The sequence below is a fragment of the Flammeovirga aprica JL-4 genome, assembly GCF_012844305.1.
Lineage (GTDB): Bacteria > Bacteroidota > Bacteroidia > Cytophagales > Flammeovirgaceae > Flammeovirga > Flammeovirga aprica.
In genome coordinates, this window is record NZ_JABANE010000062.1 from 1 (window position 1) to 26535 (window position 26535).

The 26535-nt window shown below is 37.5% G+C and carries 16 protein-coding genes; 13 read left to right on the forward strand and 3 right to left on the reverse strand.

What is annotated here, in order from left to right:
- Positions 1–61: 61 nt before the first annotated feature.
- The 3 genes from HHU12_RS20400 to HHU12_RS20410 are packed head-to-tail and all read right to left on the reverse strand — an operon-like array spanning position 62 to position 941.
- On the reverse strand, positions 62–277 hold the full coding sequence (locus HHU12_RS20400; RefSeq protein ID WP_169658591.1) for a hypothetical protein: 216 nt from the start codon (positions 275–277) through the stop codon (positions 62–64).
- Complete coding sequence (locus HHU12_RS20405) at positions 274–513, reverse strand: hypothetical protein (protein WP_169658592.1); 240 nt, start codon at positions 511–513, stop codon at positions 274–276. Before HHU12_RS20405 ends, HHU12_RS20400 begins: the two co-directional genes overlap by 4 nt.
- An 11-nt stretch (positions 514–524) precedes the next feature.
- Positions 525–941: a DUF6896 domain-containing protein gene (locus HHU12_RS20410; protein ID WP_169658593.1), complete on the reverse strand. Its 417-nt coding sequence runs from the start codon at positions 939–941 to the stop codon at positions 525–527.
- Positions 942–1865: 924 nt separating this feature from the next.
- Here HHU12_RS20410 and HHU12_RS20415 point away from each other — a divergent pair.
- From HHU12_RS20415 to HHU12_RS20475, 13 genes are all read left to right on the forward strand, one after another.
- Positions 1866–3503 (forward strand): sulfatase family protein, encoded by a 1638-nt coding sequence (locus tag HHU12_RS20415; RefSeq protein WP_169658594.1) that lies wholly within the window; start codon positions 1866–1868, stop codon positions 3501–3503.
- 26 nt (positions 3504–3529) lie between these two features.
- Positions 3530–5161 (forward strand): glucoamylase family protein, encoded by a 1632-nt coding sequence (locus HHU12_RS20420; protein ID WP_169658595.1) that lies wholly within the window; start codon positions 3530–3532, stop codon positions 5159–5161.
- 446 nt (positions 5162–5607) lie between these two features.
- A complete protein-coding gene (gene bglX / locus HHU12_RS20425; protein WP_169658596.1) occupies positions 5608–7860 on the forward strand; it encodes a beta-glucosidase BglX in 2253 nt (750 codons plus the stop codon).
- Positions 7861–7934: 74 nt separating this feature from the next.
- Complete coding sequence (locus tag HHU12_RS20430; protein ID WP_169658597.1) at positions 7935–9293, forward strand: hypothetical protein; 1359 nt, start codon at positions 7935–7937, stop codon at positions 9291–9293.
- Positions 9294–9319: 26 nt separating this feature from the next.
- The gene (locus HHU12_RS20435) at positions 9320–12430 is read left to right on the forward strand and encodes a SusC/RagA family TonB-linked outer membrane protein (protein ID WP_169658598.1); all 3111 of its coding nucleotides are present in this window, start codon (positions 9320–9322) and stop codon (positions 12428–12430) included.
- Between the two features lie 11 nt (positions 12431–12441).
- Positions 12442–14058 (forward strand): RagB/SusD family nutrient uptake outer membrane protein, encoded by a 1617-nt coding sequence (locus HHU12_RS20440; protein WP_169658599.1) that lies wholly within the window; start codon positions 12442–12444, stop codon positions 14056–14058.
- An 18-nt stretch (positions 14059–14076) separates the two neighbouring features.
- Positions 14077–15417, forward strand: a complete 1341-nt coding sequence (locus tag HHU12_RS20445; RefSeq protein WP_169658600.1) for a hypothetical protein — start codon at positions 14077–14079, stop codon at positions 15415–15417.
- A 367-nt stretch (positions 15418–15784) separates the two neighbouring features.
- Entirely contained in the window at positions 15785–17185 is a 1401-nt protein-coding gene (locus HHU12_RS20450) for a sulfatase family protein (RefSeq protein ID WP_169658601.1), read from the forward strand.
- Positions 17186–17374: 189 nt separating this feature from the next.
- Positions 17375–19285: a 7TM diverse intracellular signaling domain-containing protein gene (locus HHU12_RS20455; protein WP_169658602.1), complete on the forward strand. Its 1911-nt coding sequence runs from the start codon at positions 17375–17377 to the stop codon at positions 19283–19285.
- Positions 19286–19325: 40 nt separating this feature from the next.
- Complete coding sequence (locus tag HHU12_RS20460) at positions 19326–21335, forward strand: sulfatase-like hydrolase/transferase (RefSeq protein ID WP_169658603.1); 2010 nt, start codon at positions 19326–19328, stop codon at positions 21333–21335.
- A gap of 3 nt (positions 21336–21338) precedes the next feature.
- Positions 21339–22832 carry a sulfatase family protein gene (locus tag HHU12_RS20465; protein ID WP_169658604.1) on the forward strand — a complete coding sequence of 498 codons (1494 nt, stop codon included), beginning with the start codon at positions 21339–21341 and terminating at the stop codon, positions 22830–22832.
- A gap of 308 nt (positions 22833–23140) precedes the next feature.
- Positions 23141–25375 carry a glycoside hydrolase family 3 N-terminal domain-containing protein gene (locus HHU12_RS20470; protein ID WP_169658605.1) on the forward strand — a complete coding sequence of 745 codons (2235 nt, stop codon included), beginning with the start codon at positions 23141–23143 and terminating at the stop codon, positions 25373–25375.
- Positions 25376–25678: 303 nt separating this feature from the next.
- Complete coding sequence (locus tag HHU12_RS20475) at positions 25679–26230, forward strand: YdcF family protein (protein ID WP_205959938.1); 552 nt, start codon at positions 25679–25681, stop codon at positions 26228–26230.
- Positions 26231–26535 lie beyond the last annotated feature (305 nt).

Consider the following 26535-nt stretch of genomic DNA (forward strand, 5'->3'; position numbering starts at 1 on the left):
CGTATGAATTGAGAGGTTCACGTACGGTTCTGTGAGAAGTTAGGGGTGAGATTCCCCTAGCTTACTCGACTGTGTGGTGTTTTATAATTTCTTTCAACTCGTCAGTTCCAAAGGCACTCATTATATCATCTGACAGATATGTGATATCGGCTCCTTTGTCTAGAAGACATTTAAGAATAGTTGCATCTTTCTCATTATAAGCAGTTACAATTGATGTATTGAGAAGTTGTCCTTTATTTACGTTAATGTCAACTCCGTTATCAACGGCAAATTTCAATCCTTCAAATTCATTGTTGTGAACCGCATAATAAGTTCCTTGGTAATCATAATTTGAAAGGTCAGAACAAGGGAAATTAAATATTCAGCAGTTTCTATTTTGGAATATGCAATTGCGTTTTCAAGAGCTACATCAATTTCAAGTTGAGTATAATCTGTCTTTAGAAGATTTTTCAATTCGCTTAAATTTCCATCTCCAGCAAGAAGTTCAATTTTAGTGGCTCTCGACTCTTTCATTGGCCTTATTTTCAGTATTCGTTCTTTATTTCAATTACCTGACCTGACGTATATAAGTCTTCCAATTTTGACTTTAATATCTGCCAGGATAGTTCCCCAATTGAAGTTTTATATGTGGGTGTCGAATCTATAAACTCTTTCAAAAACCAAGGTTCAACGACTCTGAAGTTAGGATGGTCAGCTAACTCCACTTCTACTGTTAGTCCATTTTTATTATAGAATCCACATTGAGTCCCGTGAAAAGCATATTTCCAACTATCATTCATTTGTCCCCTTCTAGGAATTTTTTCATTTCTAACCCAAATAAAATCTTCGAATTGGTTTTTATTGCTGATATCGAAATCAAATTTATTTCCTAGTTCGAAAATCAGCTTCCTACAAAGGAGTCTATATTCTTCAATAGCATTTATTAATTCCTGGTTTTCCATTTTCTCAATACCACACAACATTTGATAAACACCACCATGTCATATTATATTTTGCTAAACACCATGACGTTTATCCATTAGTATTAAATTTTTTACTTTAACAGACTAAAAATAACATTGCTCTATGAATTATCAAATAATTGATGTTGTTATTTTTAGATGTAATACAAATTGACTTTAGAATTTGTAAAAACTGCTTTTCTATATTTATTCAATCATGTATGTATCCTCATGAAAAACCTCTATTTAGACTTGAAGTTGTATATAATACTAAAGTGAATACGCGTCTTATTATCAAATTTGCAAAATGCTTGAGATTTATCCGAGTTGTAATCGTTTATACACGTTTATATTTGCTTATTATTAGAAAATTTGAAATTAGGGTTCCATTACTTCCTATAATTTTTATCTAAGAAATGGCTAGAGTTTACCTTTGTATTTAAGAAACCAAACCCTAACCTAATTCCACAAATTTATCTCCATCAGAAGAAAATTAAGAGAAAGCCACAGCCCCATATCATCCATAAAATTGAAGTAACTACCATTGTATTAAGTGTTGAATAGAGCAGCATTTTCCCTTAGGTAATACAAAAAGAATAAGCACTGCCATTTTCAAATGTTACAAATCAAACCATTCTAAAATCCAATGCCAATAATTTTTCGTTGAAAAACGACAAAAATCACAAAAAACTTAATGTTGTCATTAAGATGTGCGCATATCTTAAAATCTTGCTTTATGTGTGTTTAAATGCGGTTTTTTCTTGTTTTTAATCTGTGCATATGCGTTTTTTTGGAGTGTAAAAAAGTCTTAAATTTTACATTTGTTTATCTCAAAATTCGGTTCAGATGCAACTCTTTCTAGTATACTTGAAGTGTTATTTTACTTGCGATTAGAAAATCAATTATACCTATTAGAATTACGAAATGAAGAACTTGTACTTGATCAGTTTACTACTGTTGATTACTACTACAGCTTTTTCTCAAGAAAAAGACCAACGTCCAAATATCATCTATATAATGTCAGATGATCATGCGTTGCAGGCCATCAGTGCTTATGGGCATGAGATTTCAAAAGTTGCACCTACGCCTAACATTGATCGAATTGCGAAAGAAGGAATTCAGTTCAATCAAAGTTTTGTGACCAACTCTTTATGTGGGCCGTCAAGAGCGACGATGCTTACGGGTAAGTACAGTCACAAAAATGGTTTCAGACATAACTCAGATACGTTTGATGCTTCTCAAAATACTTGGGTAAAAGAGTTGAACAACGTTGGTTATGCAACGGCTATTATTGGTAAGTGGCACTTGAAAAGTACGCCAGAAGGATTTGATCACTGGAATATTTTAAATGATCAAGGTGAGTACTATAATCCTGACTTCATTTCTGGTGGTGATACTACTATGGTAGAAGGGTATACTACTGATTTAATCACTGACTACTCGTTGGGGTGGTTAGAAGAGCAAAAAGACAAGAATGAGCCATTTGCTTTATTGATTCACCACAAAGCACCACACAGAAACTGGATGCCTCCATTGAGATATGCGAATGAGTTTGACAATGTGGAGTTCCCTGTTCCAGATACTTATTTTGATGACTACGAAGGGAGAGTAGCGGCATCTACGCAAGAGATGAACGTTTACCGTGATATGCAAGAAGGACATGATTTGAAAATGTCTGTAGAGGAAGGAAGCGACGAATGGAGAAAAGATATCTGGCCTCACTTATTTGCTCGTTTAACGCCTGAGCAAAAAGAAGGATGGCACAAGGCTTACAGAGCTAAAAACGACAAAATGCACCAAGCAAACTATTCTGAAAAGGATTTGGCACTTTGGAAATACCAACGTTACCTTCAAGACTACTGCGGTACTGTAAAAGCAGTTGACGAAAACATTGGTAGAGTTTTAGATTACTTAGACGAGAACGGTTTAGCTGAAAATACAATCATTGTTTATACTTCAGATCAAGGTTTCTACTTAGGTGAGCACGGATGGTTCGACAAGCGTTTCATGTACGAAGAGTCTTTCAAAACGCCATTAGTAATGCGTTATCCTAAAGAGATCAAAGCTGGTAAAGAAGCAGAAGCATTCGTTCAAAACATTGACTACGGTCCAACTTTCTTGGATTTTGCAGGGGTAGAAGTACCGGAAGATATGCAAGGAACTTCTTTAAGAGAAATCACGAAGAAAGGTAAAACACCAAAAGACTGGAGAGAGTCAGTGTACTACCACTACTATGAATACCCTGGTTTCCACAAGGTGAAAAGACAGTATGGTGTAAGAACACAAGATTACAAATTGATTCACTTCTACTTTGATAACGATGACTATGAGTTCTATGATCTAAAGAAAGATCCACAAGAAATGAACAACGTGATCAATGATCCTGCTTATGCAAAGCAAATCAGTGAGTTGAAAGTAGAGTTAGCACGTTTGATGAAAGAAGCAGATGAGCCTGATTTTGAAGAGTGGAAAGACACGAACTACAGAAAAGAGGCACGTTTGAAAAAGCGTAAGGAAATGATGAAGCAGAAGAGACTTCAACAAAAAAACAATAGTAAATAATTTTGTCAATAATGGTTTTAGCTACTATGAAAACGAAAACTATATTATCAGTTTTTGGATGTGGACTACTTTTCATTCTAATGGGTTACACGTATAGTGTGACCCGTCTAGAAAAAGAAGAAGATCGTTTTCAAAAGGATAGAAAAATCTTTGAAGAAACGCACAGAGCTTCTTTTGATTATTTCTGGGAATTAGGGCATCCGGTATCAGGACTCACTCCAAGAAGGTCATTGAAAAACAAGAAGTATGAAATTGGTATCGGGGCTTCTGGTTTTGGTATTCAGGCAATTATTGTTGGAGCACATAGAGGTTGGGTAACAAGAGAGCAAGTCTTGAACCGTATGTTGAAAATGACGGATTTCTTAGAAAATAAGGCCGTTCGTTTCCACGGTGTTTACCCTCACTTGATCCACGGTAAAACGGGAGAGTTGATTCACTTTGGTGGCCAAGATGGCGCGGACGTTCAAGAAACGTCCAACTTAATGATGGGGTTATTGATGGCGAGAGCTTATTTTGATCAAGATACACCAAAGGAAAACCAACTGAGAGAAGAAATTACAAAATTATGGGAAGCGGTAGATTACACTATGCATGAGCACCAAAATGCGTTGTGGTGGAATCACTCTTACCAGCAAAAAGAGAACAAAGGCCTGAAGTTGTTGATGAAAGGGTATACTGAATCAATGACAAGTTATGTTTTAGCATTGGGTCATCCTTCAAAAGGAATCAAAAAGAGTTCGTATAGAGGTTATGTGGAAGGTAAAAACTTTGTAAACGGTAAAGAATACTACGGTTATACATTGGATGTTGGAAAGCCAAAAGGTGGACCATTGTACCTTGCTCAAACTCCATTCTTGGCGTTAGATCCAAGAGACATGGAAGACCAATATACTTACTATTGGAAGAGAAGTATCAATCACTCATTGATCAACTGGACCTACTGCAGTAAGTTCGCTCCAAAAGAATTCCAATACAACAAGGAAGATTGGGGCTTAACAGCTTCTCAAACTCCATCAGAAGACGGTGGTTATAACAACATGGCAGGGCCAGGTCCAAAAGACAAGGGTGTTATTGCACCTTCGGCGGCATTGGGTGTATTCCCATATGTTCCTTATCAGTCGATGTTGGCGTTGAGAAACTTCTACGAAAACCATAAAGAAGGACTTTGGGGAGAATACGGTTTCAAAGATGCTTACAGCAAGAAACGTGATTGGTATTCTGACCGTTACTTAGGTTTGGATCAGGGGAGAACAGTGATTATGATGGAAAATTATAGAAGTGGTCTTTTCTGGGAATTGTCTAAGAAAGTTCCTGAATTACAAGTGGCTTTAGGTAAGATGGGGATCAAATCTCCAAAACATAAGAATGGCTTCCCGTTAGCAGTGATCGAGAAATCATCTAAATCAGTTCAGTTATATCGTCATCCTGATTTAGAAAAGTATCATCTTGATTTCTACACAGACAAGGATGCAACTATTTCATTCTACTTGAAATCTACTAAAGCAGAAAAGAAGTTGGAGATCCAATCGGAACAGAAGTTTGAAGCAGGTTTACATCAACTTCAGTTCGAAAAAGATAATATTCTAGCTGGTACAAAAGGCATTTTAGTCATGAAAATGGGTAAAAAAGAAATTGAATTACCAGTTCAATTATTCTAACTACTATCTATATTGGTCGCTTTTATTGTTTAAGATGATCTCTTTGTGGAGCGTACACCATAGTTAAAACTATGGGCAAGTGGTAGTTGAACCTATCCAAGACTAAAGTCTTGAAGGTTCATAACGGAGACAACACTTCAGTGTTGTTGGAGTCGGTATCACCTGCCCATGACTTTAGTCGTGGTGCACGAATCACAAGAAACATTGATAATGTAGTTCGAAGTCAGGAGACAATGTTCAGTTCCAAGTGACGCTATCGCTTAACACTTGAAACAGGGACATCATCAGCCCATGACTTCAGTCATGGGACTACAAGACAATACATTTTAAGGCAATAAAAGCCCAGGATAAACACAAAACATACATTGCAAAAGACCTAGTTGAATACTGCTAGGTCTACGCTAACATTTCAACATTGAATTACAGAACTACCTAATAGATTGAATATGAACAGAATTTTATTTACACTTACAGCCTTATTTTTAGGCAGTGCTCTTTACGCTCAAAATATTGAGGAGAAGGTAGAGAGTTTATTAAAAGAAATGACTCTAGAAGAGAAAATTGGTCAGATGACACAGTTTACTTCTTCAGGTGACGTTACAGGTCCTACACTAAGAGGAAATGTAGAAAAAGAAGTGAAAGCAGGTAATGTAGGTTCATTATTCAATGCTTTTAAAGCTTCATATACAAGAAAATTACAAAAGATGGCCGTAGAGGAAACACGTTTAGGTATTCCTTTATTATTCGGTTATGACGTAATCCACGGTCACAGAACGTTGTTCCCCATTCCACTAGGAGAGGCAAGTTCATTTGACTTGGAGGCGATGGAAGAAGCGGCAAGAATTGCGGCCGTAGAAGCATCAGCTGAAGGTATTCACTGGACATTCGCGCCAATGGTGGACGTAAGTAGAGACCCACGTTGGGGTCGTGTGATGGAAGGTGCAGGTGAAGATACTTACTACAACAACTTAGTAGCAAAAGCGAGAGTGAAAGGTTTCCAAGGCGATGACTTATCTAAGGAAAATACGATTCTTGCTTGTGCGAAACACTTCTTAGCGTACGGTGCTCCAATTGCCGGTAGAGATTATAATACAGTGGATATGTCATTACAGACATTGCACGAAGTGTATTTACCTCCATTCAAAGCGACTGTTGATGCAGGTGTAGAAACATTCATGACTTCATTCAACGAAATCAACGGTGTTCCAAGTACAGCTAATCCTTATTTATTCAAAGATATCTTAAGAGATCAATGGGGATTTGATGGTATGGTTGTAACGGATTATACTGCTATCAATGAGTTAGTTCCTCACGGTACTGCCAAAGACTTAGCACATGCAGGTGTTCAAGCATTAAAAGCAGGTATCGACATGGATATGGAAGGTGCTGTTTTCTTAGAGACATTAAAAGAGTCAGTAGAGAAAGGTGATGTAACAGAAGAGGAAATCAACGTTGCAGTAAGAAGAATCTTAACGTTAAAGCACAAATTAGGTCTTTTCGAAGATCCATACAGATACTCTGACGAGGAAAGAGAAGCACGTGTAGTGTTGTCAAAAGAGCACAAACAAGCGGCGAGAAAAATTGCTAGAAAGTCAATCGTATTATTGAAAAACGATAATCAAGTTTTACCATTAGACTTAGAGAAGCAAACAAAGATTGCGGCGATCGGTCCATTGGTAAAAAGCAAAAAAGACGTATTAGGTGCTTGGAAAGCGAAAGGTTCTCCAAAAGATGCCAAGTCATTATTTGAAGGTTTGAAAGGAGCAACTAAAGGTAAAGCAGAATTACTTTACGCTAAAGGTTGTGACATGAAGAGCGATGACAAAAGCGGTTTTGTGGAAGCTATTGAAGTAGCAAACCAATCTGACGTTGTAGTATTGGCAATCGGTGAGCCAAGAACAATTTCTGGTGAAGCAAAAAGTAGAACAGACATCACGATTCCAGGTGTTCAAACGGAATTATTGGAGGCTTTAAAGGCAACTGGTAAGCCTATCGTAGTGGTATTGATGAACGGTAGACCACTAGCACTTGAGAAAGAAGATGAGTTGGCGGATGCAATCCTTGAGACATGGCACTTAGGTACTATGGCAGGTCCAGCTATCGCTGATGTGATCTTTGGTAAATACAACCCAGGTGGTAAACTGCCAATGACATTCCCAAGAAACGTAGGTCAAGTGCCAATCTACTACAATGCGAAGAACACAGGTAGACCATTTGATCCATCACAACCTTCAGGTTATAAATCATATTATTTAGATGCACCTAACAGTCCACTGTACCCATTTGGTTACGGTTTGAGCTACACTACTTTTGAGTACGGTGAGATCACATTATCATCTGATAAAATGACAGATGAGGCGATCACTGCATCTATTGAAGTAACTAACACAGGTGACTATGACGGTGAGGAAGTAGTACAAATGTACATCCAAGATGTGATCGGAAAATCAACTCGTCCTTTAAAAGAATTAAAAGGATTTGAGAAGGTTTTCATCAAGAAAGGCGAAACGAAGAAAATCACTTTCACTATTGAAAAAGAAGCGTTGACATACTTCAGATGGGATATGTCTGAAGGAGTTGAAGCAGGTGATTTTAATGTATATATCGGAACAAACTCTGATGATGTGAAGTCTGCAACATTTAATCTGACAAAAGACTACGAAGCATCTACAAACTATAATCCTATCGGATCAAAATAAGCACTAAACAAAGCTGATGACTGGTGAAAGCCAGTTGTCAGCCCTCTTACTAATACACTAAATTTATAAATGAAATGAAGATCAGACAGCTCTTTTTTTTAACGATAGCGACATTGCTATTGGCATCCTGTCAAAAAGAAGACAGTACTATGTACGTGGGTGCACCAAAAGACCTCCGCTATATCGGCATTGGAGAGTACTTTTGTGGTGAGCCATTTACTACAGATCAGCCGTCAGTTTTTTCCGGTGGAGAAGAAGTGAGATTCTCTCTTATTGATGTAAAATCTGACGATTACAAAGGTGAAAATTTAATTGAAAACTTTAGAATTCATAGCGGAACGGGAATTATTACTATTAGAGATTTTAACGACCTCACTGTTGGTCGCTACACAGTAGATGTAGAAGTAAAAAACAGTATGGGAAGCACGACTTTCACAGATGTTCTTGATTTTACAGCAGATCAATCGATCCCTCAAGACATCATTTACATGCCCAATATTTATTCATTCTATGGAGATGATTTGGAGGTAGCCACAAGCCGTCCGAATGTAAAAGGCGGTGGCCCTTACGAATTTACACTTTCTAACTTTTCGGATGTCTTTGCGATTGATACGGAGATTGGTAAAGTAAAATTACAACAAACTTATCCTATTGGAGAGGATGATATTGAAGTATTTGCATTGGACATTAATGTTGAAAATGCGTTAGGTTCTTTATCTAAAAGAACAGCGGTGATTATTGAGGTAATCGGTAAAAATGTAGGCCGTCTATTCTACAACGCTATTTCTTTCTTAGGTTCTCCCACTTCTTACGGTTTGCAAAATGCAATCAATACCAACACTTATGGTGTAGTAGAAAAGGAAATTGATGGCGAAATGTATTCCACTGAACTAGAAGAGGGAAATAACGGACCAAATTACACAGGTGGTTTATGGAGAAGAGCATGGTCAGGTGTTGCTTTTGATTTTGAAAACGAAGAAGGTTTTGTTTCAGAGAAAATTGTAAAAGCGTACTGGTCATGGAATCAGGAATCAAGAGCTGATTTAGTTTCTGATGTAATTGATCTGACAACGGTCAATGAGGAAGCTTATGTAGACGTAACTGGATTCTGGAGATATACAGGTGGTGCTCAAAATGTCAACCAACATTTAGGGGTAATGGTTTGTAAAGCTTCTGATTATAACGAAGAGGCACCAGAACAATCGAACTGGTTGTTGCTTGAAAACGATATTTCGGAGCATCTAATGATGTATACCACAGCCATTATCAATGAAAAGCAACTAAAAGCAGAAGGAAATCATCAAGTAGCTATTCCAGCTGAATTTTTAGGAGAAGAAATCAGAGTGGCTTTAAGAGCAGACTTCTTCAATCCTGCCGTTGGTGGTTTAGCAAGAAGATTTTATATCTATCAACTACAAGTAAGAGCAAAATAATTCAGCAAACTAAACTTCCTGAAGAAATGAAAGACTTAACTAAAATGAAACTGTCCTTGCTACTAATTGGATGTATATTCTTTTGTACTCCGTTGGTTTATGCACAAGGAAATTATATAAAAATTAAAGGTACTGTAACGGGTGATGACGAAGAGTCAATCCCTGGTGTGAGTATCAGAATCAAAGGTACACACAACGGTACTGCAACAGACTTTGAAGGTAACTACTCTTTGAGAGTAAAACCTGATGCTCGATTATTGGTTTCTTATGTGGGTTATCAGCCACAAGAAATTCCAGTAAATGGCAGAAAAATCATTGATATCCACTTGTTAGCCGAAGTAGAGGAATTAGACGAACTAGTGGTAGTTGGTTACGGTAAGCAAGACGCGAAAGAGGTATCAGGTTCCATCCAATCTATGGTGATGGGTGAGGAAGTGAACTCTATGCCAGCGGCATCATTTGATCAAATGTTACAAGGTCGTATGGCAGGTGTTCAGGTTTCAGCTGGTGAAGGTGGACCTGGTCAAGCCATGAACTTTGAAATTCGTGGTGCTAACACAATTACAGGTAGTTCGGCTCCATTATATGTAGTGGATGGTTTCCCATTAGAAGACCCTTCATTGTTTACATTAGACCCCGCTGATATTGACAGAATTGACGTATTGAAAGATGCTTCTGCTACAGCAATTTATGGTTCAAGAGGTTCGAACGGTGTAATCTTGATCACAACGAAGGCAGGTATGAGTGGTAAGCCAGTCATTACCTTTAATACAAAAGTAGGTGTTTCTCAAATTCCTCAGAACAGAAGAATGGAAACATTAAACGCACGTGAGTATGTACAATTACAGCACGATTTAGGTGGTGGTGACCCTTGGGGTGAAGTTGGAAACTACACGGATGCGGATATGACGAACTGGCAAGATGAGATTTTCACTACTGCTCCTTTCCAAAACTACAATGTATCGATGAGAGGTGGTTCTGACCTTTCTAAATTCTTCGGTTCAGTAGGTTATATCAACCAAGCAGGTACATTGATGAACACTGGTTTTGAGCGTATCAACGGTCGTTTCAAACTAGATCAGAAATTAGGTAAGAGAGTAAATATGAGTATGAACGTGAACTACGCTCATACGGAACATAAAGGACAGAAGACTTCTACAGCAAGTGTATCGGCCATTAAATCAGCTATCATGTTTAGACCAATGACGCCAAAGAACGGTGATTTGGATGATGATGATGAATTAAGTGCAGGTTTCTATCCTCCAACACAGACACTAGAAAATACAGATCGTTCGGAGATCTCAGACGTAATGCAAGCCAATATTAACTTTGATGTTGAGCTCGCAAAGGGTTTGAAATTCCGTTCACAGTTAGGTTACCAAATCAACTACACGCAGGTAAAAACGTTCTTTAGAGAAGGAACCAACCAAGCGGATAGAGGTAGTGACGGTATCAATGGTCATGTCTCACAGATTAGAGCACAAAACTATATCAACGAGAATACATTATCATATGATTGGTCGAAAAACGGTCATAAGATCAATGCACTGACAGGTATCACATTCCAAAGCAGTAACAGATACAGATTCCAAGCTACAGCAATTCAATTCCCATTGGATGATCTTGGATGGGGGAACATCGGTTTAGGTAACGTAGCGAAGATGCCATCTTCGGCACAAACAGGACAAAACTTAATGTCAGGTTTAGGGCGTATCAACTATGCTTACAAAGGAAAATATATCCTTACAGCTTCAGTAAGAGCGGATGGTTCATCAAGATTTAAAGAAGGGAACCGCTTTGGTATTTTCCCATCGGTTTCAGCGGCATGGAGAGCAGGTGACGAAGACTTTATTCAAAATTGGGACGTATTTTCAGACCTTAAATTTAAAGCAGGTTTAGGTACTACTGGTAACAACAGAGTAGGTGATTTCGACTTTATCCCTACCATGGCTGTAGGTCCAGGATACTACTTCGGAGGACATTATCACTCAGCATTCTACCAAGAAAAATTAGCCAATACAGACTTGAAGTGGGAAACTACTCAACAGTTCAACGTTGGTGCTGAAATGGGCTTCTTGAACAACCGTTTATTAGTGGATGTTGAATACTATTACAACTTAACAGACAACCTTCTTTTCGATGCAAAAGTGGCTCCATCAACAGGTTATACGCAAGTAAAACAAAACATTGGTGCGGTAGTCAACAGAGGTGTAGAATTGAGTATCAATACGGTGAACGTACAGACGAAAAACTTCAAGTGGACGTCGAACTTCAACATTTCATTTAATGACAACGAAATCAAAAACTTATCTTACGGTGAGGATTTCAGATTATATGATCCAAGCGTAGGCGGTATGTTTGCGGGTGAATTGTACTACGGTCTTTTCGTAGGAATGCCAATGACGCAGATGTACGGTTACCGTTATGATGGTATCTATCAGATGGATGATTTTGTTAGAAACTCAAATGGTGAGTTAGTATTGAAAGATGGAGTTCCTGGTTTCGATTCACAAACAGGACAAGTAAGACCGGGTATGCCGAAATACAGAGACGTAAACGGTGATGGTGTAATTGATGAAAATGACAAAGAAATCATCGGTAACCCTAACCCAAGACACTTCGGTGGTTTTACCAACAACTTCACCTATAAAAACTGGGACTTAAGTATCCTTTTAACTTGGTCAGTAGGTCAAGATGTATTCAATGGTAACATGGCTGATTTTGGTGTAGTAGGTAACCAAAGAGGTAGAAACTACCTGAAAGATGTAGGTGACCGTTGGACATTGAATAACCCTGTCGGTGATGGCGTTTGGGGTGCTCCAGGTCCAGGACAAGAATATACTTATCAGCAAGTGTACGGTGGTCATCAGATGAGTGATTACTTTATTGAAGATGCTTCTTTCTTAAGAATCAAGAACATCACATTGGGTTACACATTTGAACCGCAAAAACTGAAAAAGCTGAGAATCGATAGAATGAGAGTATACGCTTCAGTAGACAACCTTTGGGTATTTACAAACTACTCGGGTTATGATCCTGAAGTATCTGTCAGAAATCAAGCGATGTACAGAGGTATTGATTACTCATCGTACCCAGCATCACAATCATTTATTGCAGGTTTCCAAGTTTCTTTCTAATAGCTACAACCATGAAAAATAATTTATTAATACTTATAGCCTTGTTCATTTCGTCTTGTTCTTTCCTGGAGATGGAACCAAAAGATGAAATCAGTAGAGATGATTATTATAAAAACGACAAACAAGTTTACCTCGCACTATCAGGTGCTTATGGATCATTAAGAGATATCTACGATCAAGATTTCTCGATCTGGTTCAATGTGGGAACGGATGAAATGTTGTACAGAAGATCTTTATTCAACCATGAATTGACAAAGATGTCTTACAATGAATCAGACGTTGATTTGAACCGTATCTGGACAAGAAGTTACAGAGGTGTAAACAGAGTCAATGACTTGATTCAAAACTTAAGTGAAAGAGATACTATTGAGAATTTATCAAGAGCCGATCATGATTTAATGATTGGTGAAGGTCTGACGTTGAGAGCGTTATACTACTTTAACTTGGTAAGAGTATGGGAGCACATTCCATTAAGATTGGATCACTTTACGGATATTGACGGTAACTTGGATATGTTGAATTTACCCAACACGCCAGCTCCAAAAGTATACAATCAGATCATTGAGGATTTGGACAAAGCCATTACACTTTTAAATGACCGTCCAAAAGAATACGGAAGAGTAAGTAAGCAGATTGCACACGGTTTGGCCGCGCGTGTTTACTTGACAATGGCAGGAGCAAGAATCCAAGGTGGAGATATTGGTCGTGATGTTTGTCTTCAAAAAGTAATCGAGCATACGAATGCAGTAACAGAATTTGGTTACCACTCACTTTTACCCGATTACAAAGAGGTTTTCATGAACCAGATTCAAGGTATTCGTAGAGATGTAGAAGTAATGTGGGAAGTTGACTTTACGGTAACTGAAGGTCGTGATTTAGGAGGTAGAATTGGAAACTTCAATGGTGTTCAAATTCAGCTGACTACAGGTACAATGCCATTCAGTATTGGTCACGCTTATATCACGCCATCAATGCACAAAAGCACTTACGGAGCAGATGATACACGTTATGAGTGGAACTGCGCCAACTTCAGTTTCAATTACAGAAACGATGAATTTGTAGTAACAAACATTGGCAATGAATTACGTTGGTATCCTGGTAAATGGAGAAGATTAGACAGAGGTAGAGACCATAACGGTGAGCTAGACGGAACGGTAGAAACATTAGAAAACGGTGTGATTATCAAGGATAGAACATCGATTAATTTCCCAATCTTACGTTTCAGTGATATCCTATTGATGCGTGCAGAAGCAAGCTACTTATTGTACGGCGCAGGTGGACAAGCTACGGCAGATATTGAAGCGGTTCGTGCACGTGCCAATGCAGGTTCATTAAGCCAAGGTTTGAGTGATGCCAATCAAGACTTTATGAAGTTGATTCAAGAAGAGCGTAAAAGAGAGTTGTGTTTTGAAGGACATAGACGTTTTGACCTAGTGCGTTGGGGAATTTTAGAAGAGACAATGCAGGAGGTAAGTAGAAACGTGAGATCCAATAAAGATTTCCGTCCAGACAACGAGGAGCACTTGGCTTTCCCTGGTGAAAGATGTGAAGAGAAGCACGTAGTTTTCCCTATTCCAACGGAAGAATTACAATTGAATTACAACATCAAACAACACCCTCTTTGGTAATCTATAAATCTTAGAATCATGAAAAAATTAATATATATCGTTTTCGCATTCATCATCACAAGTTGCCTTACCAACCATGAAGTGGACTTTGATGTGCCGAATGTCGCTCCAGAAAACCTATTATATCACAGAAATGACCTCACCGTAGCACACAACAGAAGTGTACAAGGTGATGCTCCAGAAGTGATTTCTCAAGGAACGCCTACTTTTGATATTGAAAGTGTGGCATGGTTTGAGGATTCTGTAAGAATCGATGTTTCAGATGAATTGAATCCTTTTACCATTGATATTGAAACTGGTCAATTATCATTAGAACCTACAGATGAAACGGCTCTAGGGAAATACCATGTAAATGTCATGGCTTCTAATGAATATGGAACATCTACTTTTGAAGATGCTTTCAGAGTAATGTTAGTAGACAAACGCCCTGAACTTTCTTTAGAGACAAAGAAAGATTCCATCATCATTTTTATGGATGAAGCAGGTACTCCACTTACTACTCAATTGGAAAGTATCAGCGTGATGGCAGAAGGCGTATTTATGTCAGATATCAATGTCACAACATCACCAGCATTGCCTTCTGCAACTACAATTACGGTTGATGCAAATGGCCGATTCAATATTAGAGGAAACCTAGAAGAAGTTGATTATGAAATCACAATCAGTGCTGAAAACGAATACGGTGCATCTGAAAATAACCCTTCATTCACATTATACACGAAAACGCTAAAAATTGTAGAGCGTGATATGTTTGTAATGAATATTGAAGAAGGTTTAAAGCCAGATAATCAAGATGAATTCATTTTTGCAGGCATGGATTTCATGAAGATTGAAGGTCCAGAATTGCCAAGTGGTCAGACATGGTGGAACATTGCTATTGATAGAAACAACCACCCTGATGCAGATCGTAAAGAGAACTTCATTACAAGAAACTATGCTAGAAATTACGACGGAATTTCGACAGCAAAACACATGATTGTATCGCCTTCATTATCAACAGAAGGTATGGAAGTAATGACCGTTGACATCGGAGCAATGTTCAATAACATCACCGGTGTCGGAGGAGAGCAAAGAATTGAAGCAAGAGTAGTGAGCGAAAGTGCTTACCAAGAAGCTTTAACTTCAGGAAACATCAACAACGTTTACGAAAACTGGACATTAGCATTTAACTCTGCTGATTTCCAAACGGACGAAAAGAAATTATTTATCCATAATTCTTCAGAACACAGTAACCTTTTCGAAGGAGAAGATCTTAGAGTAGTCGTAGTACTAGTTCACGGATTGACTTCAGCAGTCAACAGAGGTTTTATGGGAATTGATGAATTAGAGATCAAAGGAAGATTTTTAGAAATCGATTAGTGTAGTTTATTTATTCAGGTCCCTAGATGAAATAGGGGCCTGTTTTTACATATTACATAATCGACCATCAAGCAACCCACGACTGAAGTCATGGGCTTTTGGGAAGCTATCCCGGTTTTCATCTAGCATCATAAATCATAGGAATAATAGAGATGTTTCGTACACCATAGTTAAAACTATGGGTAGATAATAAGGCAATCTTATCAAGACTGAAGTCTTGAAGATTGAAAACGAAGGCAACACTTCAGTGTTGGTGGAGTCAGTATCACCAGCCCATGACTTCAGTCATGGTGCACGTCATAAGCCTATAAATAAAAGTTTGCACAATAAAAGCCACCTCTTCACTCTCACAATAGATACAATAATTATGAAAAAGTCGATTTTACTAAGTTTTATATTACTGAGCATATTACAATTTGCAGAAGCCAAAACACCACCTAATGTTGTCTTGATTTTTGTTGACGATATGGGTTGGGGAGATGTAGGGTATCATGGAGTAAATACAATCCATACACTTCAAATTGATCAGCTGGCAAACGAAGGAGTTTACTTCTCACAAGGTTATGTCACTGCTTCAATTTGTGGGCCTTCAAGAGCTGGATTGATCACTGGAAAATACCAACAGCGTTTTGGGTGTTTCGGTAATAGTAAGCATGGAATACCAAACGAAGAAAAACTACTTTTCCATTATTTAAAAGAACAAGGGTACCAAACAGCTTCCATTGGGAAGTGGCACCTTGGAGAGGGAGAAGGAAGATTAATGCCCAACGAACGTGGAGTAGATTACTTCTATGGTTTTTTAGGAGGATCACATGATTATACAAAATCAGCAAAAGATGAAAATGTAAAAAGAAGTTTGCTGAAACCCATCTATGAAAATGGAGAAATACAACCTCCAATTCAAAATGACAATGGGTATTTAACAGACTTATTTACAGAAAAGGCTATTTCTTTTATCGATAAAAATAAAGAAAATCCTTTCTGCCTTTATTTAGCTTACAATGCGGTGCACCACCCTTGGCAAGTGCCTCAAAAATATGTAGATGCTTTGGATCATCTTGAAGTAGGAGAGGAAAGAAAACATTTTGCAGGAATGGTCTATGCTATGGATGTGGGAATTGGTCAGATTCGTGAAGCACTGAAAGAAAATGGCATCGACGATAATACCATCATATTTTTCATCAGTGATAATGGAACTCCCGCAGGTCAAGGTTTTAAAGAACCAAGACGTAAGAAAAGAGGAGAAACAACCATGTCTTCACCAGGACCTTTTAATGGATTCAAAGGATCTACTTATGAAGGAGGTATCCGAATTCCTTTTATCGCGCATTATCCAAAACATTTTCCAGCAAATAAACATTCTGAAGTTCCTGTAATCTCTTTGGATGTATTGCCTACCATCTTAAACCAGATTGGTAAAGGTTTAGGAAGTGATGATTTAGAAGGGAAAGACCTTTTGGAATTAATTGAAGAGGAAGAAGAAAGACCATTATTTTGGGCTAGAGATGGAGATATCGCGGTACGATATCAAGACTGGAAATTATCCATCAATAATAAACAAGGTAGTGGAGATGTAGAGTTGTATGATTTGAAAAATGATCCGGGCGAATGGAAGGATATTGCATCTAGTAATCCAGAAAAAGTGAAGCAGTTATTGCACTTTTTTCAAGAGTGGGATCAAAAGAATACAAAAGTCACAAACCATAACGGTTTAACTCCAAAATACAGAGCAAAAATCGAAAAGTATTTGGAAGAGTTAGGAAGATAAAATACATATTTCAAGTGTTGAGTTTATTGGCTTAACACTTGCGATATGGAGATCAGAAATCATACCTAAACACTTCCTAATAATTGAACTAAATTCGATAAAAAATTTCTATTTTTATACTATAAGAACATGTTTGAGTTTTCATTAAAATGAGGCCTCAAACATGTGCTAAGAACTGAAACTACTTTCATGAGAATCACGATAAAAAGGCACTTCTTAACTCTATTTTGTGCATTATCAATTCTAACTACGTTTGCTTCTGAAAATGAAACCCACCTTACTGTACGTTTGGATGATTCATTAGAAGAGCAAATATTGAACTTGGAGAAAATCCCCTTTTGGGAAGATTCCTCAAGGTTGATGACGTATGAAGAAATGATATTGAAATCGCCAGTATTTAATACCGTTGAAAGATATTCTAAAGAATCTTACAATGTCAATTCAGCCTATTGGTTGAAGTTGTATATTGATATAGAAAAGAATAATAGTAAATCTTGGACCTTGGAATTGTACGATCAATCCATTGATGAGATTGTCTTCTTTCTACCGCAGAAAAATGGCGAGATCAGAAAAGAGTTTATGGGCGATAGTTACCTTTTTGATCAACGTATTTATTCTCATAAAAACTTTATCATTCCACTAAATAACGATATAGACTATACTAAGCCAATCTATATTAATATCAAATCCAATCATAAAGTGGATTTACACGTCAATATCCGAAGTACAGAGCGTTTGATTAAACATGCTACACTGGAGTATCTTTGGTTTGGTATCTATTATGGAGCGATCCTCATTATGTCATTTTATAATTTTATGCTTTGGTTGAGTATCAAAGAATCAAAGTATTTAATTTACATATTACATATTTTAACTGTAGGTGTTTTCAATGCTTCTACTGACGGAACAGGCTTTCAATTTATATGGAGTGATAACCCAAGCATCAATAATTATGTGATTACGTTATTGAGTTATGCGGCGGCGCTATCCTTGATCTTTTTTATTAAAGAAATGATGAAGCAGGAGGCGAAAACTGTCAAGTATTTTCATTATTTGAATTACTTAGTCGGTATTGTCACCTTTGTTTTGATCATAGATTTATTCCATTTTAATTCTCAGTTAAGTGATACAATGTTGATTGTCACACTCGTTGGGTTGTCGATAATTGTTACAAAACTAAGGTTTGAGAATAAAAAGGTTTCCCCTTTCTATATTTATGGATTAGCGGTCATTTTATTTGGTGCTATTTTTCAGATGTTGAAAATCTTTGGGGTTGTTCCGTTAACACCGGTTACACAGTATACATTACGTTTTTCTATTTTCTTAGAAATGCTTCTTTTCTCTTATGCACTTTATGATTCACTTCGCCTTATTAAAGAAGAGCAACAACGATCGAAAGATGAGGTGATTGAGCATCAGAAAAAGACAGAAGCGATGCAACTGAAGGTCATTGAAGAACAAGAAAAAACGGTTTCCCTGAAAAATAAAGTCAACGAAGAACTAGAAGAGAAAGTAAGGGAAAGGACGATCTCTTTAATGCAAAGTGAAGAAAAACTCAAGGAGGCATATCGTAAACTGGAAGAAAAATCGGAGCGTTTAAATCTCATTAATAGAACCCTTGATGTCAATAATAGTAAGTTGAAAGAAGGGATTAAGAAGGAGAGGGAAAAGCGATTTATTCATAAAATCATCAGCTTGGAAGAGTTTATGGAGTTGTTCCCAGATCAGGTGTCATGCAAAAGATATTTGGACAAGCAGAAATGGGAGAAAGGTTTTACTTGTAAACAGTGCCATAATCATAAGCAATGTAATGATGACAACACTTCGGGGAGTGCACAGTTTTCAAGACGTTGTTCTAAGTGTGGTTATGTAGAATCAGTGACAAGCAATACAGTCTTTCATCATGTGAAGTTTGATTTGACAAAGGCTTTTTACCTGTCGTATATCTTCCGTTATCACGAAAATGAATTTACCAATATTGAGCTAGGAATACAGCTTGATATGTCAAGAAATACAATTGCGAAATTTAAGACTAAAGTGAAGTCTGCCAACGAAAATAAATTACTACTACCAACTTTTGAGTTGTTTGAAATGGCCTAGAGGATGTTTGAAACATGCTCTTAAAAACCAATTGAATGATATGAAAAATACAAGACTACTAAGTACTATAGTACTGCTTCTTTGGAGCGGTTACTTATGGGCTCAAACACCCAACTTTATCGTCATTATTGCAGATGACTTAGGTTATTCGGACGTAGGTTATCATGGTCTGCGTACGGATATCCCTACTCCTAACATTGATGCATTAGCCAACAAAGGAGTGCAATTTTCGGAAGGATATGTTACAGCCCCGGTTTGCGCTCCATCAAGAGCAGGGTTGCTGACGGGTGTCTATCAACAGCGTTTTGGGTTTAAAGATAATCCAGGTCCTTTCCGTCCTTCTCCAGAGATTGTACCGGGAATCAGTCATGATTATCCTACTATCGCTCAGGAATTAAAGAAAGTAGGTTACAATACAGCGGCCATTGGAAAATGGCATTTAGGAGGACAAGAAGACAACTCATTTATTCCCACAGGTAAAGGTTTTGACTACTACTACGGTTTCCTTGGTGGTGCTTCTTCGTATTATTTTGAAGATCATGCAACACAATTTTTCTTAGAAAATGATCAACCCATCCAAACACCAAACCGTTATTTGACATCATTGTTTGGGGACAAAGCTGTAGAATATATTTTACAACAAGATAAGGCAAAACCATTTTTTATGTATTGGGCGCCGAATGCTGTTCACTCTCCATTACAAGCACCCGAAGGGGTTTTAGAAAAATTCAAACATATCAAGGATCCTAAGCGTCAGAAGTTAGTAGCCATGCAATTTGTGATGGATCAAAACATTGGTAGAATTGTTGATGCCTTGGAAACGAAAGGTTTGATGGACAATACAATGATTGTTTTCATCAGTGACAACGGTGGAAAACCACATGAAAATGCGTCTTACAACTTACCATTGAACGGGGCAAAGGGATCTCTATTTGATGGTGGAATCAGGGTGCCTTATTTCATGTATTACCCGAAGATGATTAAAGAGGGAGAAAAGTACGATGAGATGGTGAGTAGCCTTGACATTATGCCGACCTTCTTATCATTGGCTAATACGAAGCCAACACAAAAATTATCAGGCGTCAATTTATTGCCTTACATCTCTAATGAAATCACCAAACAACCACATGATAAATTGTATTGGAAAAACGCCAACAAATGGGGGGTGCGTGATCAGGATTGGAAATTATTCTATGACCAAGACAGTGATAAGGTAAGGTTGTTTCATTTAGCTGAAGATGCTTATGAAAAAGAAGATGTATACGATCAATACCCTGAGCAAGTGGAACGTTTAACAAAAGCCTATCAGGAATGGGATTATCAAAACTCGTCTTTCTCATGGGGGTGGAATCCTTCTGCAGTTGGAAAGTATAAAACTGAAAATCAATTTACTTTTGAAGAATTGATTTCTGAAAAACTAGCAAGTGAAGAATTCGCAGATGTAATGGTGGTTGAAAACCCAGCTAAAACGGGAATCAATACGTCAAACAAGGTTTTACATCTAAAAGTAGACCAGCATCATGAGAAATACTTCTTAAGAGCCCGTCATTCTCCTATGATGAAAAGAGGAAATAAGGTAGCCCATATTAAGGTGAAGAGTAAACAAAATTTCCGTTTGAATTTGACAATGATCGATGACAAAAAAGGAAATGTTTCTGCCTACGCTCATAAAGAATATAATGGTAATGATGAATGGCAAGACTTAGTTTTTGATTTCACTGATTGGAAAGGAATGAAGTCAAAAGGTATCGAACTTTCATTTGAAGGATTGGAGAACAATGAAGATATCTATTTGGATGATATTTGGTGGAATGTTCAGAAGAAGGAAATCAAAAATAACGAAACGGTAAGAGTAGAGAATATTCAAGCTTACAAAAGTATTTTCCAGAAAGACAAACAAGTACTGGTTTGGAAACCTATTCCGAATGTAAATGCCTATACAATTTACCATAATGAAGAGGTGATTGGTACAGCAGATCAGCATTTCCACCTATTGCCAGTGGATTATCAATTGAAAGACATCAAAGTAAAAGCTTCAAAAATAAACTAAACCATGAAAAAGATTTACAAAATTGCGATAGCGATAGCAATTTGCATTGGCGCAAGAGTAGCACAAGGACAAACACCGAATATCTTATTAATCACAGCGGATGATATGGATTATTATTCGTTAGGAGTTAATGGGAGTAAGGTAGAAGACATCACTCCCAATTTGGATAAGCTAGCTGACGAAGGTGTTCGTTTTACCAATGCCCACGTAACAGTAGCTGTTTGTCAGCCTTCAAGAGGTGTAATCGGTACAGGTAGATACCCTAATAACAGTGGCATCTTAGGTTTCTATAATACAAAAGCCTCTGTTCCAACTTTAGCGGAAGAGCTTAAAAAAGAAAAAGGATATGAAGTGGGTATTTTAGGAAAAGTAAGCCACTCTACTCCAAAAGATAAGTACATTTGGGACTACGAACAAGATGCAAAAGATTTAGGTAGCGGACGTGGTACACAATTATACAGAGATCATTTCCAGAAGTTTGTACAGCAAGCAAAAGCAGGTGATGCCCCTTTCTTTATGATGGCGAACTCACATGACCCTCATAGACCATTTTTTGAGGATACACCAAACTATGAGAATGGTGGAAAGAAGCGTCCATCAAGAATTTATACTACAGATGAAATCGAAGTACCAGGATTTTTAGAAGATCTTCCTGAAGTGAGAAAAGAGTTGGCCGCTTATTACTCTTCGGTAAGAAGGTGTGATGATGTAGTGGGTGCATTTATGGAAGTCTTGGAAGAAGAAGGCGTTGCTGATAACACTATCGTTGTTTTCCTTTCTGACAACGGAATGGCTTTCCCATTTGCCAAATCAAATGTTTATGTTCAATCAACAAGAACTCCCTTTATTGTAAAATGGCCTAAAGGATTTAAAGGTGGAAAAGTAGATGAAACACACCTTATTTCCATGGTAGACTTAATGCCTACTTTATTGGAAGCTGCTAAAATCAAAGCACCTAAGAAATTGGATGGTAGAAGTTTTTACCCGCTATTGAAAGGGAAAAAGCAAAACGAACGAGAGTATGTATTTACACATTACAATGAAAATATTGGTAGCAGAGCTTACACTATGAGAGCGGTTCAATCAAAGGACTACCTTTATATTTTCAACCCTTGGGCTGTGGGAGGAAGACAATATAAAACATCTTCTATTAATGGCACATCATTTAAAGCTATGCAGGCCGCTGCTGAAGGTGATATAGAACGTGAAGAAAGAGTGAATTTCTGTCTTTTTAGAACTGTTTCAGAGTTTTATGATTTAAGTAAGGATCCTCATGCTTTAAACAACTTAGCAGGAAATCCTGAATATGCAGAGCAACAGAAAATAATGGAAGAGGAAATGATCAGAAGTATGCAGGCCACTAAAGATCCTATGATCAATCTGTACACTCAAAGAGACAACGAAGAATTCCTGATCAAAGAAACGCAAAAAATCCAAAAGGATGCGAATATGAGAAAGAAAGAGAGAAGAGCATTGAAGAAAGCAAAACAGCAATAAATCAGTATCATAAATCAAGTGAATAGACTTATTTGAGAACACTAAAATCCCATCTTTATTAGGTGGGATTTTGTTTTTTTGAGGGGTGTGTGTTGTGTATCCCAAAAGCCCATAATTTCAATTATGGGTCTGCGTTTGTCGATAAACATGCAACACCGTATACATCAATAACTTATAAAGTTTCCTAAAAACAAAAATCAATACACAGCTCTCCTTATATTTAGAATTATAAATGAAATGAATGTATAATCGGGGTTCAAACGACTCAGGTTATACCACTAACTAAAACAATCTAATCTTTTTTTTAAATGAAACTGTATTATTATTCTTTATTATTAACTACACTTTTTTTTGGATGTACGACCAACCAACAACTCGATCCAGTTGAACAAAAAGTAGAAGAACTATTGTCGAAAATGACGATAGAAGAGAAAATTGGCCAAACTGCTTTGAGGGGAACCTCAAGTAGGGTAAAGGGGGACTTGCCTGAGTCTCTTAAAGAGGCCGTCAGAAAAGGGGAGATCGGCGCTTTTCTGAATATCATGAACACGGATTATGTAGATGAACTGCAGAGAATTGCCGTGGAGGAAAGTCCGAATAAAATACCATTGATTTTTGGTAGGGATGTGATTCATGGTTTTAAAACGATGTTTCCTATTCCATTGGCTGTAGCGGCAACATGGGATCCTAAACAAGCCGAAGAGACAGGTAGGGTATCCGCTTTTGAAGGAACCTCTTCAGGAGTGAATTGGACGTTTGCACCGATGTTGGATATTGCTAGAGATAGCAGATGGGGAAGAATTGCTGAATCCCCAGGGGAAGACCCATTGTTGGGTAGTTTAATGGGAGCCGCTTATGTGAAGGGTTTCCAAGGTGATGACCTCACGAGCAAAACAAGTATGATTGCTTGTGCGAAACATTTCTTGGGGTATGGAGCGGCTATTGGCGGACGTGATTACAATACGGCCATTATTCATGATCCTTTGTTGTACAATGTCTACATTCCACCGTTTAAAGCGGCAATTGCTGAAAATGTACAAACGTTTATGTCTTCTTTTAATGAATTGAATGGAGTGCCTGCATCGGGAGATAAAAAAATCATGATGGATCTGTTGAGAGGTAAAATGGATTTTGATGGTTTTGTGGTGAGTGATTGGAATTCGGTGACGGAGATGATTCCTCATGGTTATGCCAAAGATGAAAAACATGCGGCTGAGTTGGGAACTAACGCAGGCGTAGACATGGAAATGACCAGTGAGTCGTATGAAAAGCACATCAAAGAATTACTGGAAGAAGGCAAACTGTCGTTGACGCAATTGGATTTTCTAGTGAAGAATATCTTGAGAGTCAAAATCAGAATGGGTCTTTTTGAAACCCCTTACAGAGACAAAAACCATGATGGGGGCCTCTATGCAAATGAGCATCTTCAAAAAGCCAAAGTTGCGGCAGCAAAAAGTATTGTGGTATTGAAAAATGAAAATCAAGTATTACCACTTACTAAAAACAAAAAAGTAGCATTAATTGGTCCATTAGCTGATGCACCTTTAGATCAGATGGGAACGTGGTCTTTTGATGGTGAAAAAGAACATTCACATACTCCTTTAATGGCCTTGAAGGGTCAGGTAATTGGTTTTGAAAAGACATTGGATTTCAGTAGAGATAAAAATAAAAAGTCATTCCAAAAAGCGATTGATTTAGCCAAAAAGGCTGATGTAATTTTATTTGTGGGAGGAGAAGAAGCGATTCTTTCAGGAGAAGCACACAGTAGAGCAGAGATTGATCTTCCAGGTGTACAAGAAGAGTTGATTCTTGAATTGTCTAAATTGGGAAAACCTATTGTACTGACCATTATGGCAGGGCGCCCGATTACCATTGGTAAAATAAAAGACAAGCTAGATGGTATTGTGATGGCTTGGCATGGCGGAACAATGGCCGGTCCTGCTTTGAATGAAGTGCTTTATGCAGAAATGCAACCGGAAGGACGTTTACCTGTGACTTGGCCGAAAACCTCAGGACAATTACCGTATTACTATAATCATAAAAATACAGGTAGACCAGCTATGGAAGAAAAGTTTGTTTCTATGTATGAGATACCTGTGGGAGCATGGCAGAGTTCTTTGGGTAATGAATCACATTATTTAGACGCGGGCTACCTACCGGAATATCCTTTCGGCTATGGCTTGACGTATTCCACTATTGAATATTCAGCGACTACAATCTCTTCTGAAAAAATCAAGGAAGGAGATGAGTTAACCGTTGAGGTGAGTATTAAGAATACAGGCGATTATGACGCTGTTGAGACAGTACAACTTTATGTGCAAGACGTTGTAGGTTCTATTACTCGACCTGTTAGAGAGTTGAAAGATTACAAGAAGGTTGAAATTAAGAAAGGAGAGCAGAAGAAAGTGACTTTCAAGCTTCATACAGATCAATTGAAGTTCTACAATAGAGATTTAGAATATGTATTAGAAAAAGGTGATTTTAAGGTTTGGACTGCTCCTCATGCATTAGGAGGAAAACCTGTAGCTTTTGAATTAATGTAAAAAAGAAATGATTCTTGATGTGGTTCAGCGGACGTTGCAATACAACGTCCACTGAACCATTTTTCTTAACTCTCAACTAAAATTACATTCAAACCCTCCTCTGGAGACTCTAGTGTTAATCATAAAAAACAAGTCCTCTTTTGACTGCTTCAACTCAAAATACTCGTTTTGGTGCTACATTTGAACAGATGAAAAGTCAAAAATTCCCACCTGTGTATATGATGAAGTTGGAGGAAGAATTAGATTCCTAACCCTAGAACCCTTAAATTAAACCTATCAAAAAAACAGCTGAAGATTACTGACATGAAAACAATCAAATTTCTAATCTATATAGGTATCATATGGTTCATCATACATGAAGCTTACACTATTATAGATGGCATCTATTCTCAACCTAAAAAAAGTGAATTTGCCATTATTTTTGGAAACACTGTAAATGAAGACGGTTCACTTTCATCACGGTTAGAAGCCCGAGTAAAAGAGGGGTTGGATTTATACAATGCTAAAAAAGTTTCAAAGTTATTTGTCAGTGGTGGATTAGGGAAAGAAGGGCATTATGAAGGACAGAGAATGGCGTTATATTTAATTCGAAAAGGAGTGCCCCAAAAAGATATTGTTATTGATGATAAAGGAAATACCTCTTGGGCTACAGCAGTGAACTTTAAGGAGCAGTTCCCTGATTGTAAATCTGTGGTTGTGGTATCACAGTTCTATCATATCACAAGATCAAAATTGGCCCTAAGAAAAGTGGGACTGGAAGAAGTTTCAGGTGCAAGCCCGGATTATTTTGAGGCAAGAGATTTTTATGGTTTGTTCAGAGAGTTTTTTGGGTTTTATAAATACTGTTTTATGTAATACACTAATGCTACACTAGGATATTTAATATGGATTATTCAAGTTTTTATTCTTCATTGATTTATCAGTGTAGAAAAGGTTACATTGGGATGGATTTATGATGTAATAAATCATCTAAAAAACAAAAAAAAAGAATCAAAGATCTTTTTTCTAACTATAAATTTCCAGCCAAATTTTTCATTTAATTGCACATTGTAAATCTAAAATTGACTAATCATTTGTTTTTATTGTATTTTTCTAACACTTCTTCATAAACGTGAACTTATCATTCTTAATGTATGTAAATGCTGTTGAAACCTAAATTT